General features: G+C 36.1%; 19 protein-coding genes. 13 read left to right on the forward strand and 6 right to left on the reverse strand.

Going from position 1 to position 16995, the window contains the following annotated elements:
* Positions 1-12 precede the first annotated feature (12 nt).
* The 12 genes from DF185_RS04960 to DF185_RS05015 all read left to right on the forward strand — a co-directional run bounded on the left by DF185_RS04960 (position 13) and on the right by DF185_RS05015 (position 9832).
* Complete coding sequence (locus DF185_RS04960; protein WP_133249954.1) at positions 13-684, forward strand: hypothetical protein; 672 nt, start codon at positions 13-15, stop codon at positions 682-684.
* 26 nt (positions 685-710) lie between these two features.
* The gene (locus DF185_RS04965) at positions 711-1655 is read left to right on the forward strand and encodes an SMP-30/gluconolactonase/LRE family protein (protein ID WP_110359637.1); all 945 of its coding nucleotides are present in this window, start codon (positions 711-713) and stop codon (positions 1653-1655) included.
* A gap of 225 nt (positions 1656-1880) precedes the next feature.
* Positions 1881-2795, forward strand: coding sequence for an AraC family transcriptional regulator (locus DF185_RS04970; protein ID WP_110359638.1), 915 nt, complete (start codon positions 1881-1883; stop codon positions 2793-2795).
* A gap of 153 nt (positions 2796-2948) precedes the next feature.
* Positions 2949-3785, forward strand: a complete 837-nt coding sequence (locus DF185_RS04975) for an oxidoreductase (protein ID WP_110359639.1) — start codon at positions 2949-2951, stop codon at positions 3783-3785.
* A gap of 12 nt (positions 3786-3797) precedes the next feature.
* Positions 3798-4244 (forward strand): nuclear transport factor 2 family protein, encoded by a 447-nt coding sequence (locus DF185_RS04980; protein WP_110359640.1) that lies wholly within the window; start codon positions 3798-3800, stop codon positions 4242-4244.
* Between the two features lie 114 nt (positions 4245-4358).
* Positions 4359-4868, forward strand: coding sequence for a nuclear transport factor 2 family protein (locus tag DF185_RS04985; RefSeq protein WP_110359641.1), 510 nt, complete (start codon positions 4359-4361; stop codon positions 4866-4868).
* Positions 4869-4871: 3 nt separating this feature from the next.
* Positions 4872-5231: a nuclear transport factor 2 family protein gene (locus DF185_RS04990; protein WP_110359642.1), complete on the forward strand. Its 360-nt coding sequence runs from the start codon at positions 4872-4874 to the stop codon at positions 5229-5231.
* Positions 5232-5244: 13 nt separating this feature from the next.
* Positions 5245-5778: a nuclear transport factor 2 family protein gene (locus DF185_RS04995; protein WP_207784584.1), complete on the forward strand. Its 534-nt coding sequence runs from the start codon at positions 5245-5247 to the stop codon at positions 5776-5778.
* Between the two features lie 2 nt (positions 5779-5780).
* Positions 5781-6734 carry an alpha/beta hydrolase gene (locus DF185_RS05000; RefSeq protein ID WP_110359643.1) on the forward strand — a complete coding sequence of 318 codons (954 nt, stop codon included), beginning with the start codon at positions 5781-5783 and terminating at the stop codon, positions 6732-6734.
* Positions 6735-7101: 367 nt separating this feature from the next.
* A complete protein-coding gene (locus DF185_RS05005) occupies positions 7102-8010 on the forward strand; it encodes an alpha/beta hydrolase (protein ID WP_110359644.1) in 909 nt (302 codons plus the stop codon).
* An 87-nt stretch (positions 8011-8097) separates the two neighbouring features.
* Complete coding sequence (locus DF185_RS05010; RefSeq protein ID WP_110359645.1) at positions 8098-8793, forward strand: SDR family oxidoreductase; 696 nt, start codon at positions 8098-8100, stop codon at positions 8791-8793.
* A gap of 529 nt (positions 8794-9322) precedes the next feature.
* The gene (locus DF185_RS05015; RefSeq protein WP_110360124.1) at positions 9323-9832 is read left to right on the forward strand and encodes a lactoylglutathione lyase family protein; all 510 of its coding nucleotides are present in this window, start codon (positions 9323-9325) and stop codon (positions 9830-9832) included.
* A 411-nt stretch (positions 9833-10243) separates the two neighbouring features.
* Here the strand turns inward: DF185_RS05015 and DF185_RS05020 are convergent, their stop codons facing one another.
* Positions 10244-10618 (reverse strand): winged helix-turn-helix transcriptional regulator, encoded by a 375-nt coding sequence (locus DF185_RS05020; RefSeq protein WP_110359646.1) that lies wholly within the window; start codon positions 10616-10618, stop codon positions 10244-10246.
* A 151-nt stretch (positions 10619-10769) separates the two neighbouring features.
* Between DF185_RS05020 and DF185_RS05025 the strand changes: the two genes are divergently transcribed.
* A complete protein-coding gene (locus tag DF185_RS05025) occupies positions 10770-11516 on the forward strand; it encodes a hypothetical protein (protein ID WP_110359647.1) in 747 nt (248 codons plus the stop codon).
* 437 nt (positions 11517-11953) lie between these two features.
* Here DF185_RS05025 and DF185_RS05030 read toward each other — a convergent pair whose 3' ends face one another.
* The 5 genes from DF185_RS05030 to DF185_RS05050 form a co-directional block, all read right to left on the reverse strand.
* Positions 11954-12412 carry a thioredoxin family protein gene (locus DF185_RS05030; protein ID WP_110359648.1) on the reverse strand — a complete coding sequence of 153 codons (459 nt, stop codon included), beginning with the start codon at positions 12410-12412 and terminating at the stop codon, positions 11954-11956.
* A 3-nt stretch (positions 12413-12415) separates the two neighbouring features.
* On the reverse strand, positions 12416-12784 hold the full coding sequence (locus DF185_RS05035; RefSeq protein ID WP_110359649.1) for a putative zinc-binding protein: 369 nt from the start codon (positions 12782-12784) through the stop codon (positions 12416-12418).
* A gap of 24 nt (positions 12785-12808) precedes the next feature.
* On the reverse strand, positions 12809-13870 hold the full coding sequence (locus DF185_RS05040) for a hypothetical protein (RefSeq protein WP_110359650.1): 1062 nt from the start codon (positions 13868-13870) through the stop codon (positions 12809-12811).
* 250 nt (positions 13871-14120) lie between these two features.
* On the reverse strand, positions 14121-14414 hold the full coding sequence (locus DF185_RS05045; protein ID WP_243421754.1) for an ArsR/SmtB family transcription factor: 294 nt from the start codon (positions 14412-14414) through the stop codon (positions 14121-14123).
* Between the two features lie 114 nt (positions 14415-14528).
* On the reverse strand, positions 14529-16559 hold the full coding sequence (locus DF185_RS05050; protein ID WP_110359651.1) for a M3 family metallopeptidase: 2031 nt from the start codon (positions 16557-16559) through the stop codon (positions 14529-14531).
* Positions 16560-16995 lie beyond the last annotated feature (436 nt).

A 16995-nucleotide genomic window follows, 5' to 3' on the forward strand; every position in this document is an offset into this window, starting at 1 on the left:
ATCAAATAGGAGATGAACAAGATTCTTTCATTCGTCGTCATTTTTACATTCATGCAGCTATCAACAAGTGGACAAGTAAAAGTGCGTGATTTTTCAACCTGGACAACTGTAAGCATAGATTATAAAATTAAAAACACACCACTTTTTATGAATCAGATGTTGCGTACGGTATATACAAATCATTCAAGTTCTCTGAATGAAGGATTATTGGTGAACGAATTGATTTATCCACTGCCTAACAATGGCATTAGTCTTTCAACTGCCTATTTTATTGGTTCAATCAAAAATGCAGGGATACTTCAGGCCGCAGAAGCAGCTATAAGCTACAGAGCACCTTACCGTTCAGAACTATCTGTAAAAGTATCATATGACTATTTCTGGTTTGCACAAACCAAAAGTAGACAGGTAAAACTACCAGATGAAGATTGGTTGCGTATCCGCTTCAGATATCGACCAATTATAAATAAAAAAGGCGATTACATTAATCTAAGTGTACGTCCATATATAAGAAAATCGTACATCTGGTGGGGCGAAAACAGAACCAAGCTGGGATATGGAGTTCAAATCTCTCCTAAAGTTTTATGGGAAATAAACTATATGAACCGCTGGAGAAAAGGAAAATCATCAATTATTCCTGATAGATGGGAACACATTCTTGATATGGAATTGCGTTTTCACATTTAAAAGCATAAATTTTAAAGTAAAAAAATATGAAGAACAAGTTAAATTACTTATTGACTATTATAATTGTGACATTCTCATTTTTCCCTGTAAATGCACAATTTAAGAACAAGTTCCAACCAACAGAAACAATATTTAAAATGCCTAAAGGTCACTTCTTTGAAAATATTGCTACGGGACCTGATCAGGATTTTTATATTACTGATTATACTGGGAAAGCCATTTATCGTTATACCAAAGAAAGTGGTTTGGTCTTATTCAAAACAATTTCCGGGCATCCAGTGTCTTTAAGGTTCGACATGGAAGGTAATGGACTCTTAACTGTGCACCACACCCCAATATTTGCTGGTCCTGACTTTACGAAATCTATGGCCCTTTACCGAATTAATACAAAAGGTGATATTTCTTTGTTACGGGAAATGCCCGAGGCTGCATTTCTCAATGGAATTACCAGCTTGAACAAAGAAACTTATCTGGTTGGCGATGCAATAAAGGGAATCATCTGGAAAGTGAATGTGAAAACAAATAAAGTATCAATTTGGCTAAAAAGCGAACTTCTCACTCAAAAATCAAGCGATGGTCACATACCAGGTGTAAATGGAATTCAGGTTCATGGAAAAGAATTCTATGCCGTTAATGGTGATCGTGGATTAATTCTAAAAGCGGATATCAATCAGTCGTTAACTCCGAACAATTTAAAAGTAATTCATGAAAATATCGTAATTGATGATTTTGTACTTGATGATAAAAAGAACCTCTACGCCACAACACACGGGGACAATATTCTTAAAATTGACGCCAATGGAACTATTACAGTTCTTGCTGGCTTAGAACAAAATGCAATTGGAAGTACTGCAGCCCAATTGGGAATTCATATTGGCGACCCTAATTCTCTTTACGTAGTTACTGATGGAGGCTTAATTTTTGGAAATGACATAGGCGCACGTATTTTACGTATCGATTTAGGCAAATAAAGATATTTATTGATACACGAATAAAGGTTTTGTTTATGAAAAAGGCTTGCTCACATTTGAGTAGGCCTTCCTTCTTTAAAAAACAAAAAGCTTTACCCTTGCAGCCAGAATTATATCTCTACTATTAACTGACAATAGAAATGGACTACTTTAGAGAATGTAGAAATAGAATCTCCTATGCTCCAATATTGGGGCATTTTGTATATTTGAGGAAAATCTATCTACATGCAACACTTCAAAACCATCACCGAATACTGCAAAGCAATTGGTATATCAGCACCAAAACATCCACATTTCGATATCCGAAGTTTTGAAGAAAATATGGGCAAGGTGGTATCACAAATGCCACCTTTTCGTCATGAATTTTATTCCATAGCCATTAAAGCTGATGGCAGCGGAAAAGCCATTACTGGTCATCATACTGATTTTCCTGAAGGAGTAACCATCTTTTTCAACTCTCCCTTTCAAATTCTTTCTTGGGATATTGTTCCCGATTGGTCTGGTTATTATATCATGATTTCTCAGGACTTCCTTGCATCTTCCCATCACTTTGACAGATTGTTAGAGGATTTTCCTTTTTTGAAAATTGATGAATCCATTCCTTTCGAAATCAGTAAGAATGATTTACCTGAAATACTTCGCATTTTTGGAAGAATACAAGAAGAGTATCTAAGTGATCATGAAGACAAGTTTGCATTCATTCAGTCTTATATCATTCTTTTATTGAATCAGATCAAAAGGCTATTCAACAAACAAGTTGATGCAAAAACAGCCAATGAGCAAATGCGCTCTGCTGATTTGAAATTATTATCGCGTTTTCAGAAATTGGTAAAACTTAGCTTCTATCCGGATGCAAAAATCGAAACTTTTGCCAACCTGCATTCTCCAACTTATTATGCACAAGTTTTAAGTGTGCACCCCAACCATTTGAATGCTGTGGTTAAATCGATAACTGGCAAAACTGCATTAAATCACATTCACAACCATATTCTTAAATTGGCTAAAGCCGAATTGGTACAGACCACCGCAAGTGTAAAAGAAATTGCTTACTCCCTGTATTTTGAATCACCGAATAATTTCAGTGCTTTTTTCAAGAAAAACGTTGGCCAAACACCCCTATCCTACAGGAAAAATGGCTAATCTTTGAAATTCATACTTCTTGCTTTAAAATTCAATTCTCCCTCCGTTTTTCACTGATTAGTTTTGCTACATCATTCAATATGTAATTGATCAGGCATTAATATTTGTATATACAATTGAATGTATAGATATACTTAATCAAAGAATAATAAAATGGAGAAACAAGTTTGGTTTATAACCGGAGCATCATCCGGTTTTGGAAAAGCAATCGCAGAATATGGAATTCAACAAGGACATCAAGTAATCGTTACCGCTCGAAGAGTGGAAATCTTAAATTCAATAAAAGAAATAGCTCCTGATCAGGTTGAGGTCATTCAAATGGATGTTACCAGGAAGGATCAGGTTGAGAAAGCAGTCAGACAAGCCATTCAAAAATTTGACCGCGTTGATGTTTTATTCAATAATGCTGGCTATGGAATGGTTGGTGCTGTAGAAGAAACTTCAGAAGAAGATTTACGTGCACAGTTCGAGACCAATTTCTTTGGTGCAGTTCAGGTCATTCAATCCTTCCTGCCTCAATTCCGCAAACAACAAAGTGGAAGCATTGTAAATATAAGCAGCAGTGTAGGTCAGTTCTCAATGCCAGGATTTGGACCCTATTCGGCATCTAAGTTTGCATTGGAAGGAATCTCTGAGGCATTAGCTGGTGAAATGGCTGCTTTTGGTGTGCGAGTTTTAATTGTTGAGCCAGGAGCATTCCATACAGGTTTTGCAGGAAGTGCATTCAAACATACAACAGCAATGGATGAATATAGTGCAACTGTTGGCGGAGTTAGAGAATTCGTGAACAATGCAGCAGCACAGGGTTTGGGAAGCGATCCTAATAAACTTCCTAAGGCAATTGATCAGGCATTACAAAGCAAAAATATGCCATTACGCCTTCAATTGGGTGAAGATGCAATAGATACCGTTCGTGCTCATTCTAATCAACTTCTGGAGGATATGAAACAATGGGAAGATGTTTCAAGAGATGTAAATTTTAATAACTAAAAAATAGTAAGGATGAAAAGAATACTAATACTGCTATTCATATCAGGTCAGTTATACGCTTGTGATAAAAGCGATAGCTCTATTGAAACTGAAGAAGCATTAACAGAAGAGGAAATAACGGAAACAAATGATTCTGTACCAATGGATGCTGGAGTAAAGGCATATTTTGATGCTGTGGCTGCACAAGATTTAGAAGCCTCGGTAAGTGGTTTTGCAGATAACATTAGTGTGAATATTGCAGGAATGCGATTTAATGGAACTGAAGAGGTTCGAGGATTTATTCAGCGTGATGTAATTGGAGGAATCTACACCATTGAAAAAGTGTTTAATGATGAAGGTGAGCAAGTAGTTCACTGCTTATTTCAGCCTGAGGGTTGGAACAATCCAGAACCTCCTATCGAATATCGTTTTACCTCCGAAAATGATAAAGTGATTCAATGGACTGGTAAATACCGATAGAAAATCAAGCCATAAAACAACAGATCTTTGAAATTTATACTTCTTGATTTGAAATGATAATTCAAGTAACTTATAAAGTGAAGATCTTTGTATTACAATCAATAACAAAAAGATATGAGAACAATTGTAATTGCATTATTAAGCATGATTTCGATAACAGTAAACGCACAAAATATGAAAGATATTAATGAAACAATAGCACAGTTTTTTGTAGCCAGTGATAATAGAGATTGGAATAAAGTAGAAGCAATTTTTGCAAATGAGGTTGAACTGGATTATTCAAGCATGAATGGAAACCCTGCTATGACTTTAAGTCCGAAACAAATTACCGATAGCTGGAAAACTGTTCTTCCTGGTTTTACACATACTCACCATCAGATAGGAAATATGATCAGCAAAGCTAATGGGAATAGTGCTGAAGCATTTTGCTACGGAACAGCAACTCATTATTTAGAACACGAAGCAGGAAATGTGTGGACGGTTGTTGGATCGTACAATTTTGAACTAAAACTGGATGGAGAAAACTGGAGAATTAGCAAAATGAAGTTCAACTTTAAATACATGGATGGTAACACACAACTTCCACAAGTGGCAATTGAAAAAGTAAAAGAATCAAACAAATAAGAAATGGAAAGAAAATATAAACACGTAGATACATTATCAAATGCATTAGACAGCAAAAACCTTGAAAAGGTATTGGAATATTTAAGTGACGACTGTGTATTAATTGCAGGAAACGGTGAAGCTGTGAATGGTAAGGAAAATATTGGCAAAGTATTCGAGGGCTTCTTCCCTGCTGTAAAATCCACAGCGCATGATGTCACAGATATTTTTGAATCAGGTGAATCTCTGGTGCACCGTGGTACTGTCACCTATACCCGTTTGGATAATTCGCAACTTACCGTGCCTTTCTGTGATGTTTTTAAAATGAAAGATGGCTTGATTAGCGAATATTACATTTATATCGATTGGTCAGAATTATTCTAGAAAATCTAATACAATGAAAAAAATATTAATCGCATTAATAGTTGCAGCAACTTTCTTAGCTGCTTGCAATCAGGAAAAAGTTAACGAATTGGAAACTCTTAAAAAAGAAGTAAAAATGAAAAACGAAATAGCAGAAAGAAATAAGGCCAATTCTATAGCATTTTTGAAAGCCTTGGAAGCAATGGATGTAAATGCTGTAGTTGCATTATTTGCCGAAGACGGTGTACAAATTAATCCCTATGCATCTGGATTATTTTCTGATGGCGTAAAGGGACATGATGAAATAAGAAAGTATTGGGAAGTTCCATTTTCAACTTTCCCTTCAATGAAGTTCATAATTCATGAAACATTCGCAATGGAAGACCCAAATAGAACTCTGATACGTTGTAAAGGGAAAATTGAAATGCCAAATAATAGCGGATGGTACGACAATGATTACTACCTAACATTCAAATTCAACCAAGAAGGGAAAATTACTGAATATGTAGAAATTTTTAATCCAATTGTAGCAGCACGTGGGTTCGGTTTAACAGATAAAATTAAATAATCATGAAGAAATTATTAGTCGCATTTACTCTATTGATCAGTGTATCAGTAGTAGCTCAAAAAAACACAGAAATGGAAAAAGTAAATTTTGAAAGCAAAGGAGTAAAATTAGTAGGTGATGTATTTTATCCTGCAAATTACGATCAAGGCAAAAAATATCCAGCGATTATCGTTACAGGAGCCTGGACAACAGTAAAAGAGCAAATGCCTATGCTTTACGCAAAAAAACTTGCTGAAAAAGGATTCATCACAATGGTTTTTGATTTTAGAGGTTGGGGAGAATCTGAAGGAAATAATCGTTACTTAGAAGATCCTATTCGTAAAACTGAAGATATTGTTGCCGCTGCAGAATATTTAAAAACCCGATCAGATGTAGCTTCGAAAGAAGTAGGTGGTTTAGGTGTTTGCGCAAGCTCGGGATATATGATTAAGGCATATACTGAAAATGCATTCAATTCTGTAGCCATTGTAGCTCCTTGGTTACACAACGAAGCAATTGCAACTCCTGTTTACGGTGGCGAAGAATCAGTAAAAAATTTAATTGCCTTAGGCGATAAAGCTCAAAAAGAATTTGAAGCTAAGGGAGAATTGCAAGTCATTACGGCTGCTAGTACTACTGATAAGAATTCATTAATGTACCAAGCACCGTACTATACTGAAAAAGACAGAGGTTTAATTCCTGAGTTTGATAATAAATTCAATATTGCTTCTTGGAGACCATGGCTAACTTTTGATGCCATTCAGTATGCAGATCAACTTCCAGGAAAAGTATTGTTTGTTGAATCAGAATCAATTGCCTTACCACAAGGAAGCAAAGCTTTTAAAGCAATTGCTGGCGATAAAGTAGAATCAGTGAACTTACCTGGTGTTACACAATTTGATTTCTATGACAAGCCTGAGCCTGTTGAAAAATCGGTAAACAGCGTAGCAGCCTTTATGACTAAGGAATTAAAGTAATCTGATATACCAACATTTGATATTCCCACTCCATGTCTACTCTCTATATACAAATTAAAGTATTGCATTTTCAGGTTGAGTGTTTCCCTTCCAGGGAACCGAAACGAAGTGAAGCTCGTGAACAGTTGACGTGTGAACAAACTGTCGATAGACTAAAGGGTGAAATAGTATATTTTTTATTCTAAAAACACCCCTCTGCCTGTAGGCATCTCCCCTAGAAGGGGAGAATCTGGAAATTAAAAGATTGCATACCTAATTCTTTGTTGAATTATATTCACGAATAGAAATGTGTATAAAGAGTAGAACCCATGTGGGATTATCAAAATCAGTTTAAAGTAATCGATACTAAAGCAAAAAATAAGCAAACGTGAAAACAGTAAATTTTAAAAGTGAAGGACTAAATCTAGTCGGTAACTTATACTATCCAGCCAATTACAAAAAAGGTGAATCCTATCCTGCTATTATTGTTGCAGGTAGCTGGACAACTGTTAAAGAGCAAATGTCTGGTTTGTATGCCTCACGATTTGCAAAAGAAGGTTTTATTGCATTGGCATTCGATTTCAGAAACTATGGCCAGAGCGAAGGAGAACCTCGTTTCTTGGAGGATCCGGCAATGAAGGTTGAGGATATAAAAAATGCAGTAAGTTATTTACAAACACTGCCTGAGGTAAACATAGATAAAATTGGAACATTTGCAGTTTGTGCCGGTTCTATGTACACACTAATGGCTGCTGCTGAAGATATTCGCATTAAAGCCGTTGTTACAGCTGCTTCCTGGTTGCAAGATCAAGAAGCGGTAAAATTATTCTATGGTGGTGAAGATGGTGTAAACTCCAAAATTGTAGCTGCACAAAAAGCCAAAGAAGCATTTGCCATAGATGGCTTGGTTGAATACATCGAAACCATTTCTACAACCAATCCAGCCGCTGCAATGTACGGAACATACGATTACTATTTGAATCCAGAAAGAGGTGCAGTAAAAGAATGGAGTCATGATAAATTTGCTGTAATGAGCTGGGAAGATTGTTTGACGGTTAACCCGATGCCTTATGCTTCAAAATTAATGGCTCCTACATTAATGATTCACTCTGATGGCTGTGTTCTCCCTCAGTATACCAAAAACTTCTTCGCTAAAATTGCAACAGAAGATAAAAAGTTGGATTGGCTTGAAACAGACTTAGATTCACCCATGCAGCAATTCAATTTTTACGACCAGGAAAAGGAAGTAAGCTTGTCGGTTGAAAAAGCTACACAGTGGTATAACACAAAATTATAATAGACAATTGGGTTAGAAAATGAGAGGCGGGCTTTTTGAAAACAAAAGGTTCGTCTTTTTGTTTGTAAATCAATAAAAGAATAGATTATGAATAAAATAGCATTGGTAACAGGTTCAAACAGAGGCATAGGCTATGCAACAGTTAAAGAGCTTCTAAAGAAACATTACACAGTAATTCTTACCTCGCGTTCAAAAGAAGATGGTAAAAAAGCTTTTGAAAAACTGAAATCATATGGCGATCTCTATCATCATCAATTGGATGTATCAAATGAAGAAAGTGTAAGTAAAATTGCTGAATACATTAAAAACACATTCGATAGACTGGATGTACTCATTAACAACGCAGGTATTAATTACGACACTTGGCATACAGCTTCAAGTGCCAGTATGGAGGAAGTGATGCAAACCATGAATACCAATTTATTTGGAGCATGGCGTATGGCACAAGCAGTTATACCACTTATGAAAAAACAAAAGTCCGGGCATATAGTAAATGTTTCTAGTGGTGCAGGAGCTTTTAATGGAATGGGCGCAGGAACACCAGGCTACAGCATTTCCAAAGCAGCCATGAATGCACTAACGATAAAATTGGCTCACGATTTGAAAGGAAATCACATTCTGGTTAATGCTGTTTGTCCCGGCTGGGTTCGCACCGATATGGGTGGAATGACCGCAACACGTAGTCCTAAAAAAGGAGCAGAAACCATTATTTGGGCAGCTGAACTGGAAGATAAATCTCTTACGGGTAAATTCTTTAGAGATATGAAGGAAATTGAATGGTGATAAATTAGATTCTGCCTACCTCGCTAGCGCGAGTTTGTAACTCGTGCTTTGCGAAAGCAATCTATCGGAATTATGCTCAAGCTTAGTTACGCTTAATATGTAGGAACATTTTAAGGTCGCAAAATTTTGACAAGTTATCACATTGAATTATGATTTTTCTTGTGCAAGTTAAGCACGATAATGATAATTTTCTAAAACAAACTCATGCTAAAGAATTAGTCTATCCTTTTGTTCGCTTTCGATGATATTATTATTTTCTTCAAAAATAGACACGAGTTGCAAACTCGCGCCAGTATAGGGAATACCCATCTCAAAACTTAACAAATCATTAACAATCTCCAAATCCAGTGATTTTCAACATACCGCACACGCATGTAACCATATTTCAGTCCTGTGCGATATTGATTTCCTTCCACTTTCGATCTAACATTGCAGCATATTTCAAACAAGAATTATGAGAGCAATTTTAATTTTATTAATGAGCATCAGCCTTTGTTTTCAGCTTGATGCACAAACTAAAACAACAAAGATGAAAGATCAAAAAGTATATCCAAAGAGCTTTTCCCACATCGGGATTACAGTGCCTGATTTGGACAAGGCAGTAAAGTTTTACACCGAAGTAATGGGTTTTTATGTGATTATGCCTCCTACGGAAGTCTTGGAAGAAAATGAGACAGCAATCGGACAAATGTGTATTGATGTATTTGGCAAAGGTTGGGATAGCTTCCGCATTGCACATCTTTCAACCGGAGATCGTATTGGTATTGAACTATTCGAATTTAAAGAAAGTCAACCCAAAGCTCCGGAATTCAATCCATTTCAAACCGGATTGTTCCATTTCTCGGTTCAGGATCCTGATGTAGAAGGATTGGTTCAAAAAATTGTTGAACATGGAGGAAAACAACGTATGCCTATTCGCGAGTACTATCCAGGAGATAAACCATACCGCATGTGCTATGTAGAAGATCCATTTGGAGTGGTATTCGAAATCTATTCCCACTCCTACGAACTTCATTATTCACCAGGAGCATACAAGTAAGGCATTGCAATGAAGTTTAGAATGCGTAAGGTATAACTTCACTCTACCAAGAAGTTGGAACGGGCTTTGCGGGCATTGGAAGGTCGGGCTGATTCTACGTAGAAAAACTTTTAGAAAGACGGAGAAGCTGAGAACTTTGTTCGAAGATCACTCCGCCGCACTTAAAGTTTTTCAAGTAGAAGTAGTTTGAGCTTACACGCCCTAGATTTTTTGCTGACTTTTTTATCAATGTACCGAACGAAGTGAGATCATGAATGCCCGTATAAATTATTCGATGAATCAAAAAGTCAGAGCCTTGCGGCTTGAGCATATAAATTGAATCAGTAAGAAATAAAATACATCTTCGATATTCCACGGAAAGAAGCAAAACATATGTCATACAGAAGATCTTTTGGAAGTGGTATTCAAAATCTATTCACCAGGAGAGTACAAGTGATTCTCTTTGGCAAAATTTTGTCCCCATTTATCCAATTCAAGGATGATGGGGATAATGCTTTTTCCCGCCTCCGTTAAACCATACACAACTTTTGGCGGCACTTCAGGATAAACCTCCCTACTTACCAAACCATCACGCTCCAAAGCTCTTATCGAAAAGGTAAACATTCGGTTCGAAATACCATGAATGCTATTTTGTAGTTCACCCGAACGCATATCACCATCTTTTAAATGAAATAGGATAAGTGATTTGTACTTATCGCCTATCAGTTGAAAAGTAAAGGCAAGAGAACAAACAAATTCCTTCCCCTCGTAATTAATGATTTTTGATTTGCAACAATCTTTGGTCATAGTTAATTTAATTTTGAAACAAAGATAACATGAATTCAATGAAAATCTTACTTTTCATCATTTTAGAACCTCAAAATAAAATCATGCAAAATGTAATATTATAATAAGATTCTGCTAAATTTAATTTTTCAATTACTTAAGCTACCTCAGTATGAATATAGCAGAACTAAATATTCCTGAAAACTCTTTAAAAGCAATAGAATCGATTTCCAGTAAAAATACTATTGAGCCAACAATACCCATTGATACATATCTGCAGGATGCCGAAAATCTGGTATTATGGGCAAAAGACGACTTGAATGAACTGGCTAAAGTTGGAATCAATCAAAAACATATCGATGAATTGGTAGTCAGAATTGATATCTGCAGAAGAGTACAAACCTGTTGGATTCATTACAAGGAAACCCAATCTGAACTTGATAAAAGCTGGAAGAAAGAATTACAAGCCGGAAAAGATATTTACCGAGATCTGGTTCATTATTTTACTTATGCATTCCGAAATGATGAGGAATTATCCAAGAATTTAAAAAGAATGAAAAAGATAAATAAGCATGTTAATCTTTTTCAAACGCTGGCTAACTTGTCTAAATTAGGAGATTCGCATAAAGATTTATTGGAGAAAGTGTCTTTTGATATGCAATTGCTTGAGAAAGCCTCAGAATTATCTGATAGCTTAGGACTTTTGGCAGCTACATACCACATAAACCATTTGGATATAAAAGAAAACAAGCGCTTTCGCGATAAAACCTACACCTACCTTAAACTGTGTATCGATGAAATTCGCAATGCAGGAAAATTTGTATTTCGTGACAATAAAAAACGCTTGCGCGGATACATGATTGCCTATTATTTGAAGAAAAATGCCGAGCATCGCACAAATAAGCCTGCCCTTAGTTAAAAAATGCCTTTCCTTCTTATTTTATGTTTGAACATTAGCCATTTTGCATAGAACATTGATATAGATTCAATGTCCATTTTAAAATTCTATTGTCTTTTTTAATTGTTGATTATTTTTTCGGTAAACAGACTATATTTTATCTATTTACAATCTCTTTTTATAATTTTTGTTGCCTTTTCCGAATAGGTCCCAAATTGTTTGAAAAGGCCTTTAACTTTTTAAAAAGCTTTTATTTTTTCTGAAAAGGCACCATTATTATTTAAATGGCATAAAATAATTTAAAAAGATGTTATTATATTTCGTATCCCAATAAGAAAACAGTCAACATGCTGTGTTATTTCCCGAAGAAAGCCCTTTCATTGTGTAAGGAGAGCTTAAAAGTGCGTATGAAGTACAAAAAACAATCGCTGCCCCAGGTGAGACAGCGATTTCTTATATCACTTAAACTCTTTCGAAAGATCATCAAAAGAGATATAGCCTGAATGTCGGTAATACTCCTTCCCGCTTTGATTGAGTAAAATTTGGGTTGGAATAGCTGCTATGCCATACATTTTCATCAGATCCTGGCTTTCCTCTTTCAAGGCATTCATAAATACCACATTCACTTTCTTAGGATATTGTGATTTCACCTCTTCCATTACCTTTTTCATCTTTCTACAAGAGATGCATCCTTCAGCTCCAAACTCCAGAAAAGTAAGCTGATAACCTCCCTCATTTAAAGTATAGTTATAAAGTGAATCAATCAGATTTTGTCCTTCTGATTTTGCTTCTTCAGATACCTGATTTTTCAAGCTTGACGACACAAAGTCATTCATTTTATCTTTTAAGGCCAGTGCAACAATCAATAAAACCAACATGACTGCTATGGCTATTCCCGATAATATACTTTTCATCATTCATTAATAATTTGCGACTGCAATATCAAAAATCTTCTTCACATTTTCATCTGTTGCAGGAGATTCCCCTTTCTTAAACCCCTGCTCTGTAATTACCAAATGCTTGTAGTTTTCAATCTTTCTCTCCTCCATCATTTTCTTTCCACAGGCCATTGGGCAACCATCTATCACCAAAAGATCTTTGGTTCTGAATCCCTCAATCGATTTTTCAATGCCAGCACCAACCAATGCCAAACAACTCATATTTCTTTCGCCTGACAATTTTAAGGCACGAGCAACTTTATCAGAAATTAATCCTACATCGGCAGCTCCCGAACAAGCCATTACAATTTTGTTAGCATCCGATCCGCAAGTACAACTTTTGTTTTCCATTTTTATGTTTTTTTGATTGAACAATTATAATTTAAACTCCATGCTTAGGAGTATTTGATCCTTATTTTCACTACTTACTTCATCTGCTATCCAGCCTTGGTAATTCAGCGAAAGGTGTATGTTCTTTAATGGACTGTATTCGATACCAGCAATAATTGCATTCCCATCCAATGGTATTTGTAATCCAGATGATGTACCCTCATTCATCAGCTTGTCGTAACGAACAAATAGTTTCGACTGTTTGCTCATACTGTATTTTCCATATAAAGATACGCCATAACTACGAGCATTATCCACATTTTTAAGGTTTTCCATATAGTTCACTTCTGTACCTATTTGATATTTCGTTGATGGTTTTAATCCTAAAAAGAAAGAATACATTTGCTCTGTTTCGGCACCTTCGAAACCCGATTGTTTGTTGTAATAATACAACCTTCCTTTTACGGATTTAGAAACATTTACATCCAAACCTGCTGCATATTTCACTTTTCCATATTCGTCCTGATTCACTCTCGATCCTTCACCATTGGTTATGGCTGCATCAAAAGAAATGACATCATTCAGTTTGTAACGGGCCATAAAACCCAAATCGGTACTTGAGATATGCCAATACATATCCTGAAAGGTTTGAGCTACATACCTAAATCCCCAAAATTTCTCCTGTGTAATGTAATGGTTTTGAAGGATGGCACCTCCTTCCAAGCTAAAATTGTCGTTCACCTGCCATTTTAAGCTGGCAAACTTCAAGAACATAGTGTAATAACTACCTTCTTTGTAAGATGGAACAATTTGCAATTCATCACCATTCTCATCAATGATCATCATATTCTCAAGATGTGTAGGTCTGCCTCTGTCTACCACCAGTTTGGCACTCCATTGCTCATTAAACTGATATTGGAAGCCTAGATGAGCCCGTCCAATGGTATAATCCGATTTATCATTGCTTACATCATACTTAGCCGTACCGAAAACCTGTACAATTGGTTTTAATTTCGAAAAATCGAAAGAGTAAATATTCTTTTCTGCTTGAGCAGATACAATTGATGAGCAAAGCAAGAGCAAAGCCACCACATAGTAACGTTTCATTTTATAGTGATATTTATAATTTGTAAAATTTTGCCATTCATGTATTAATTATTGATGTGTTTGATCCGATATACAGTCAATTTGTTCGTAATTAAACGAACAACACATGCAAAAAAAATCAACTGGTATTCCACTCTAGCTTCCAATTGTATTCTATCCTACACAAATTTTTCAGTCTACATTTCATTGATATCATTGATCTTCTATTATTTCGTTATTCGCAAAAACACGAACAATAGAGTTAAATTTTTTAAAGTTTAAAGAAAGATTTGAACAACTGCTTTGCCTCTGCCCAATTTTTCTCATTAATGCAATACTTTATTCTAGGTGCTTCAATTTCTCCCTGAATTAATCCAGCAGTCTTTAATTCCTTGAGATGCTGAGAAAGTGTCGATTTTGCTATAGGAAGCTCATTACTTAAATCCCCACTGTAACAACAAGTTTGTCGTGAAAGTAAATCCAAAATGTACATACGCACAGGATGCCCCATTGCCTTCGCATATCTGGCAGCTCTCTTTTGTTTCTCGTCAATTACTTCTTTCATGCTTCCTGTTCGTATAATCACGAACAAATATATGGGCTTTCGATAAAAGAAAAAAGTTTCGCACATTATATTTTATACCTGTACGAAACTTTATAGTTATTTCAATTCAAATATCTACTTCAAACCACTACGCTTCAAAAGCGGATCAATCGATGGTGCTTTACCCCTGAATTGCAGGTACAAATTCATCGGATGATCACTTCCGCCTTTTTCCAATACATTCTCACGGAAAGCATCGGCAGTTGCTTGATCGTAAATGCCATTCTCTTTAAAGGCTTCAAAAGCATCGGCATCCAACACCTCGGCCCATTTGTAGCCATAGTATCCAGCAGCATAACCGCCTGCAAAAATATGCGAGAAAGCGGTACTCATACAACTTCCGTTCACTTTAGAGAACAATTCTGTCGATGCCATAGCCTTATCTTCGAACTCTCCCACAGGATTCGTAATTGGCTCTTTTACACTATGCCAAGCCATATCATTTAAACCAAAACTTATCTGGCGAACAAAACCATATCCGCTTAAGAAATTGCTGCTATCAATAATTTTCTGAATCAGTTCCTGAGGGATCTTCTCTCCTGTTTCATAGTGTGCTGCAACTTCGTCTAACCACTCCTTACGGAAAGCAAAGTTCTCCATAAACTGCGATGGCAACTCCACAAAATCGCGATATACATTAGTACCCGACAAAGCACTGTAGGTACATTTTGAAAGCATACCGTGCAATGCATGACCAAACTCGTGCAAGAAAGTGGTTACCTCGTTAAAAGTCAGCAATGATGGCTTGGTTTCGGTCGGGCGTGTAAAATTACATACAATGGAAATGTGTGGTCTATAGTCCTTATTCTCTTTCTTGTACTGATCTACAAATGAAGTCATCCAGGCTCCACCTTGTTTTGTGCTTCTTGGGTGGAAATCGGCGTAGAACAGCGATAAAAAGTTTCCTTCCTTATCCAACACCTCGTAAACATCCACTTCTTCGTGATATTTGGCGATATCAGCGTTCAATTTAAACTGAATGCCATACAATTTGGTAGCCAAGTCAAAAATTCCCTTCTTCACCCTTTCCAACTCAAAGTAAGGACGTGTAATTTCATCGTTGATGTCGAATTTTTCGGTCTTTAGCTTTTCAGCATAGTAAGCCCAATCCCATCTTTGCAAATCGAAATCTGCGCCAAGCGATTTTGCATACTCTTGCAACTCCTTAAATTCCTCTTGCGCTTTCGGCATAGAAGCATCCAAAAGCTCATTCAAAAAATTAATTACATTGTCTGCCGATTTGGCCATTCTTTCCTCCAATACATAGTCAGCATAGGTTTCGTAACCCAACAAATGAACTTTAGCCAAACGCAATTCTACAATGCGATGTATGGTCTTTTGATTGTCGAATTTGTCGTTAAAGCATCGCGAAGAATAGGCCTTAAACATTTTCTCTCGCAATTCGCGCTTGTCAGCGTATTGCATAAAAGGAACATAGCTAGGAAATTGAAGGTTGAAGATCCATCCTTCCTTCTCTTTTTCCTTGGCTAAAGCCGATGCCGCTTCAAGTATTCCTTCAGGCAGGCCTGCAACATCTTCTTTCTTGCTTAAATGAAGTTCGAAATTGTTGGTTGCCGCCAATACATTCTCGCCAAACTGCAAGGTTAATTTTGATAGTTCTTTCGAGATTTCTCTGATTTTCCCTTTCTTCTCTTCATCCAAATCAGCCCCCGATCGAACAAACGATTTGTATCGATCCGTTAAAAGTTTGGTCTGTTCTACATTCAAATCAAACTCATCTTTTTTCGCATACACCTGCTTCACTCTTTTAAAGAGTTTCTCATTCATGATGATATCATTAGAGAATTCTGTAAGCATAGGCGATATTTCACGCGCCATAGCCTGCATTTCATCATTGGTGTGCGCATGATTTAAATTAAAGAAAACCGAACCTATTCTATCCAGTTGCTGACCTGAATATTCAAGGCCCTCAATAGTATTTTTAAAAGTAGGTTCTTCAGTAGAATTGGCTATCTCATCAATTTCAATTCTGGCATTTTCAATACTTTGTTTAAATGCCGGCATATAATGCTCCAATTCAATTTTATCGAACGGAACAGATTCGTATGGTGTTGAAAATTCTTCTAATAAAGGATTTTTATTCATAGTATATCTTGATTTTTATAATTTCTCAAACAAAGATAAGAATTGAACATACAAAATCAGGGCTGAAAAAATCTTATTTGAAAAATTTTAACAAACATTATAGTTTCCATCCCAACACAGTCCTACGCTATTGATTTTCTACACATTACAGAAGTTTGATTTAAAACCTTTCCAATTCAAATATGATTTTCGCAAAGCTTTTCGAAAGCATACCCTCATACAATAAGCTAGTTTGCAATGATTTAAATCCAAAAAGAATATTTATATTTGACTTGGTTTTATTAAGGGGGAAACTTAATAAGCAAATGTATTCCGTTATGAAAGACTTAAGATTATTACACAAAAAAGCTGATTTGATTGTATCACTCTGTGGTACATCCAACTCTTTCATTGCCCCTCATTTCCCTAAATCCTCCAATTCTTTTCGCTTTCCCGT

This window comes from Marinifilum breve, assembly GCF_003202155.1.
Classification (GTDB): Bacteria; Bacteroidota; Bacteroidia; order Bacteroidales; family Marinifilaceae; genus Marinifilum; species Marinifilum breve.

What these genes read in the sequence shown, in the direction of transcription:
- DF185_RS04960 (WP_133249954.1), top strand. Translation starts at nt 13, where the DNA reads ATGAACAAGATTCTTTCATTCGTCGTCATTTTTACATTCATGCAGCTA.
- DF185_RS04965 (WP_110359637.1), top strand. Translation starts at nt 711, where the DNA reads ATGAAGAACAAGTTAAATTACTTATTGACTATTATAATTGTGACATTC.
- DF185_RS04970 (WP_110359638.1), top strand. Translation starts at nt 1,881, where the DNA reads ATGCAACACTTCAAAACCATCACCGAATACTGCAAAGCAATTGGTATA.
- DF185_RS04975 (WP_110359639.1), top strand. Translation starts at nt 2,949, where the DNA reads ATGGAGAAACAAGTTTGGTTTATAACCGGAGCATCATCCGGTTTTGGA.
- DF185_RS04980 (WP_110359640.1), top strand. Translation starts at nt 3,798, where the DNA reads ATGAAAAGAATACTAATACTGCTATTCATATCAGGTCAGTTATACGCT.
- DF185_RS04985 (WP_110359641.1), top strand. Translation starts at nt 4,359, where the DNA reads ATGAGAACAATTGTAATTGCATTATTAAGCATGATTTCGATAACAGTA.
- DF185_RS04990 (WP_110359642.1), top strand. Translation starts at nt 4,872, where the DNA reads ATGGAAAGAAAATATAAACACGTAGATACATTATCAAATGCATTAGAC.
- DF185_RS04995 (WP_207784584.1), top strand. Translation starts at nt 5,245, where the DNA reads ATGAAAAAAATATTAATCGCATTAATAGTTGCAGCAACTTTCTTAGCT.
- DF185_RS05000 (WP_110359643.1), top strand. Translation starts at nt 5,781, where the DNA reads ATGAAGAAATTATTAGTCGCATTTACTCTATTGATCAGTGTATCAGTA.
- DF185_RS05010 (WP_110359645.1), top strand. Translation starts at nt 8,098, where the DNA reads ATGAATAAAATAGCATTGGTAACAGGTTCAAACAGAGGCATAGGCTAT.
- DF185_RS05015 (WP_110360124.1), top strand. Translation starts at nt 9,323, where the DNA reads ATGAAAGATCAAAAAGTATATCCAAAGAGCTTTTCCCACATCGGGATT.
- DF185_RS05020 (WP_110359646.1), bottom strand. Translation starts at nt 10,618, where the DNA reads ATGACCAAAGATTGTTGCAAATCAAAAATCATTAATTACGAGGGGAAG.
- DF185_RS05025 (WP_110359647.1), top strand. Translation starts at nt 10,770, where the DNA reads ATGAATATAGCAGAACTAAATATTCCTGAAAACTCTTTAAAAGCAATA.
- DF185_RS05030 (WP_110359648.1), bottom strand. Translation starts at nt 12,412, where the DNA reads ATGATGAAAAGTATATTATCGGGAATAGCCATAGCAGTCATGTTGGTT.
- DF185_RS05035 (WP_110359649.1), bottom strand. Translation starts at nt 12,784, where the DNA reads ATGGAAAACAAAAGTTGTACTTGCGGATCGGATGCTAACAAAATTGTA.
- DF185_RS05040 (WP_110359650.1), bottom strand. Translation starts at nt 13,870, where the DNA reads ATGAAACGTTACTATGTGGTGGCTTTGCTCTTGCTTTGCTCATCAATT.
- DF185_RS05045 (WP_243421754.1), bottom strand. Translation starts at nt 14,414, where the DNA reads ATGAAAGAAGTAATTGACGAGAAACAAAAGAGAGCTGCCAGATATGCG.
- DF185_RS05050 (WP_110359651.1), bottom strand. Translation starts at nt 16,559, where the DNA reads ATGAATAAAAATCCTTTATTAGAAGAATTTTCAACACCATACGAATCT.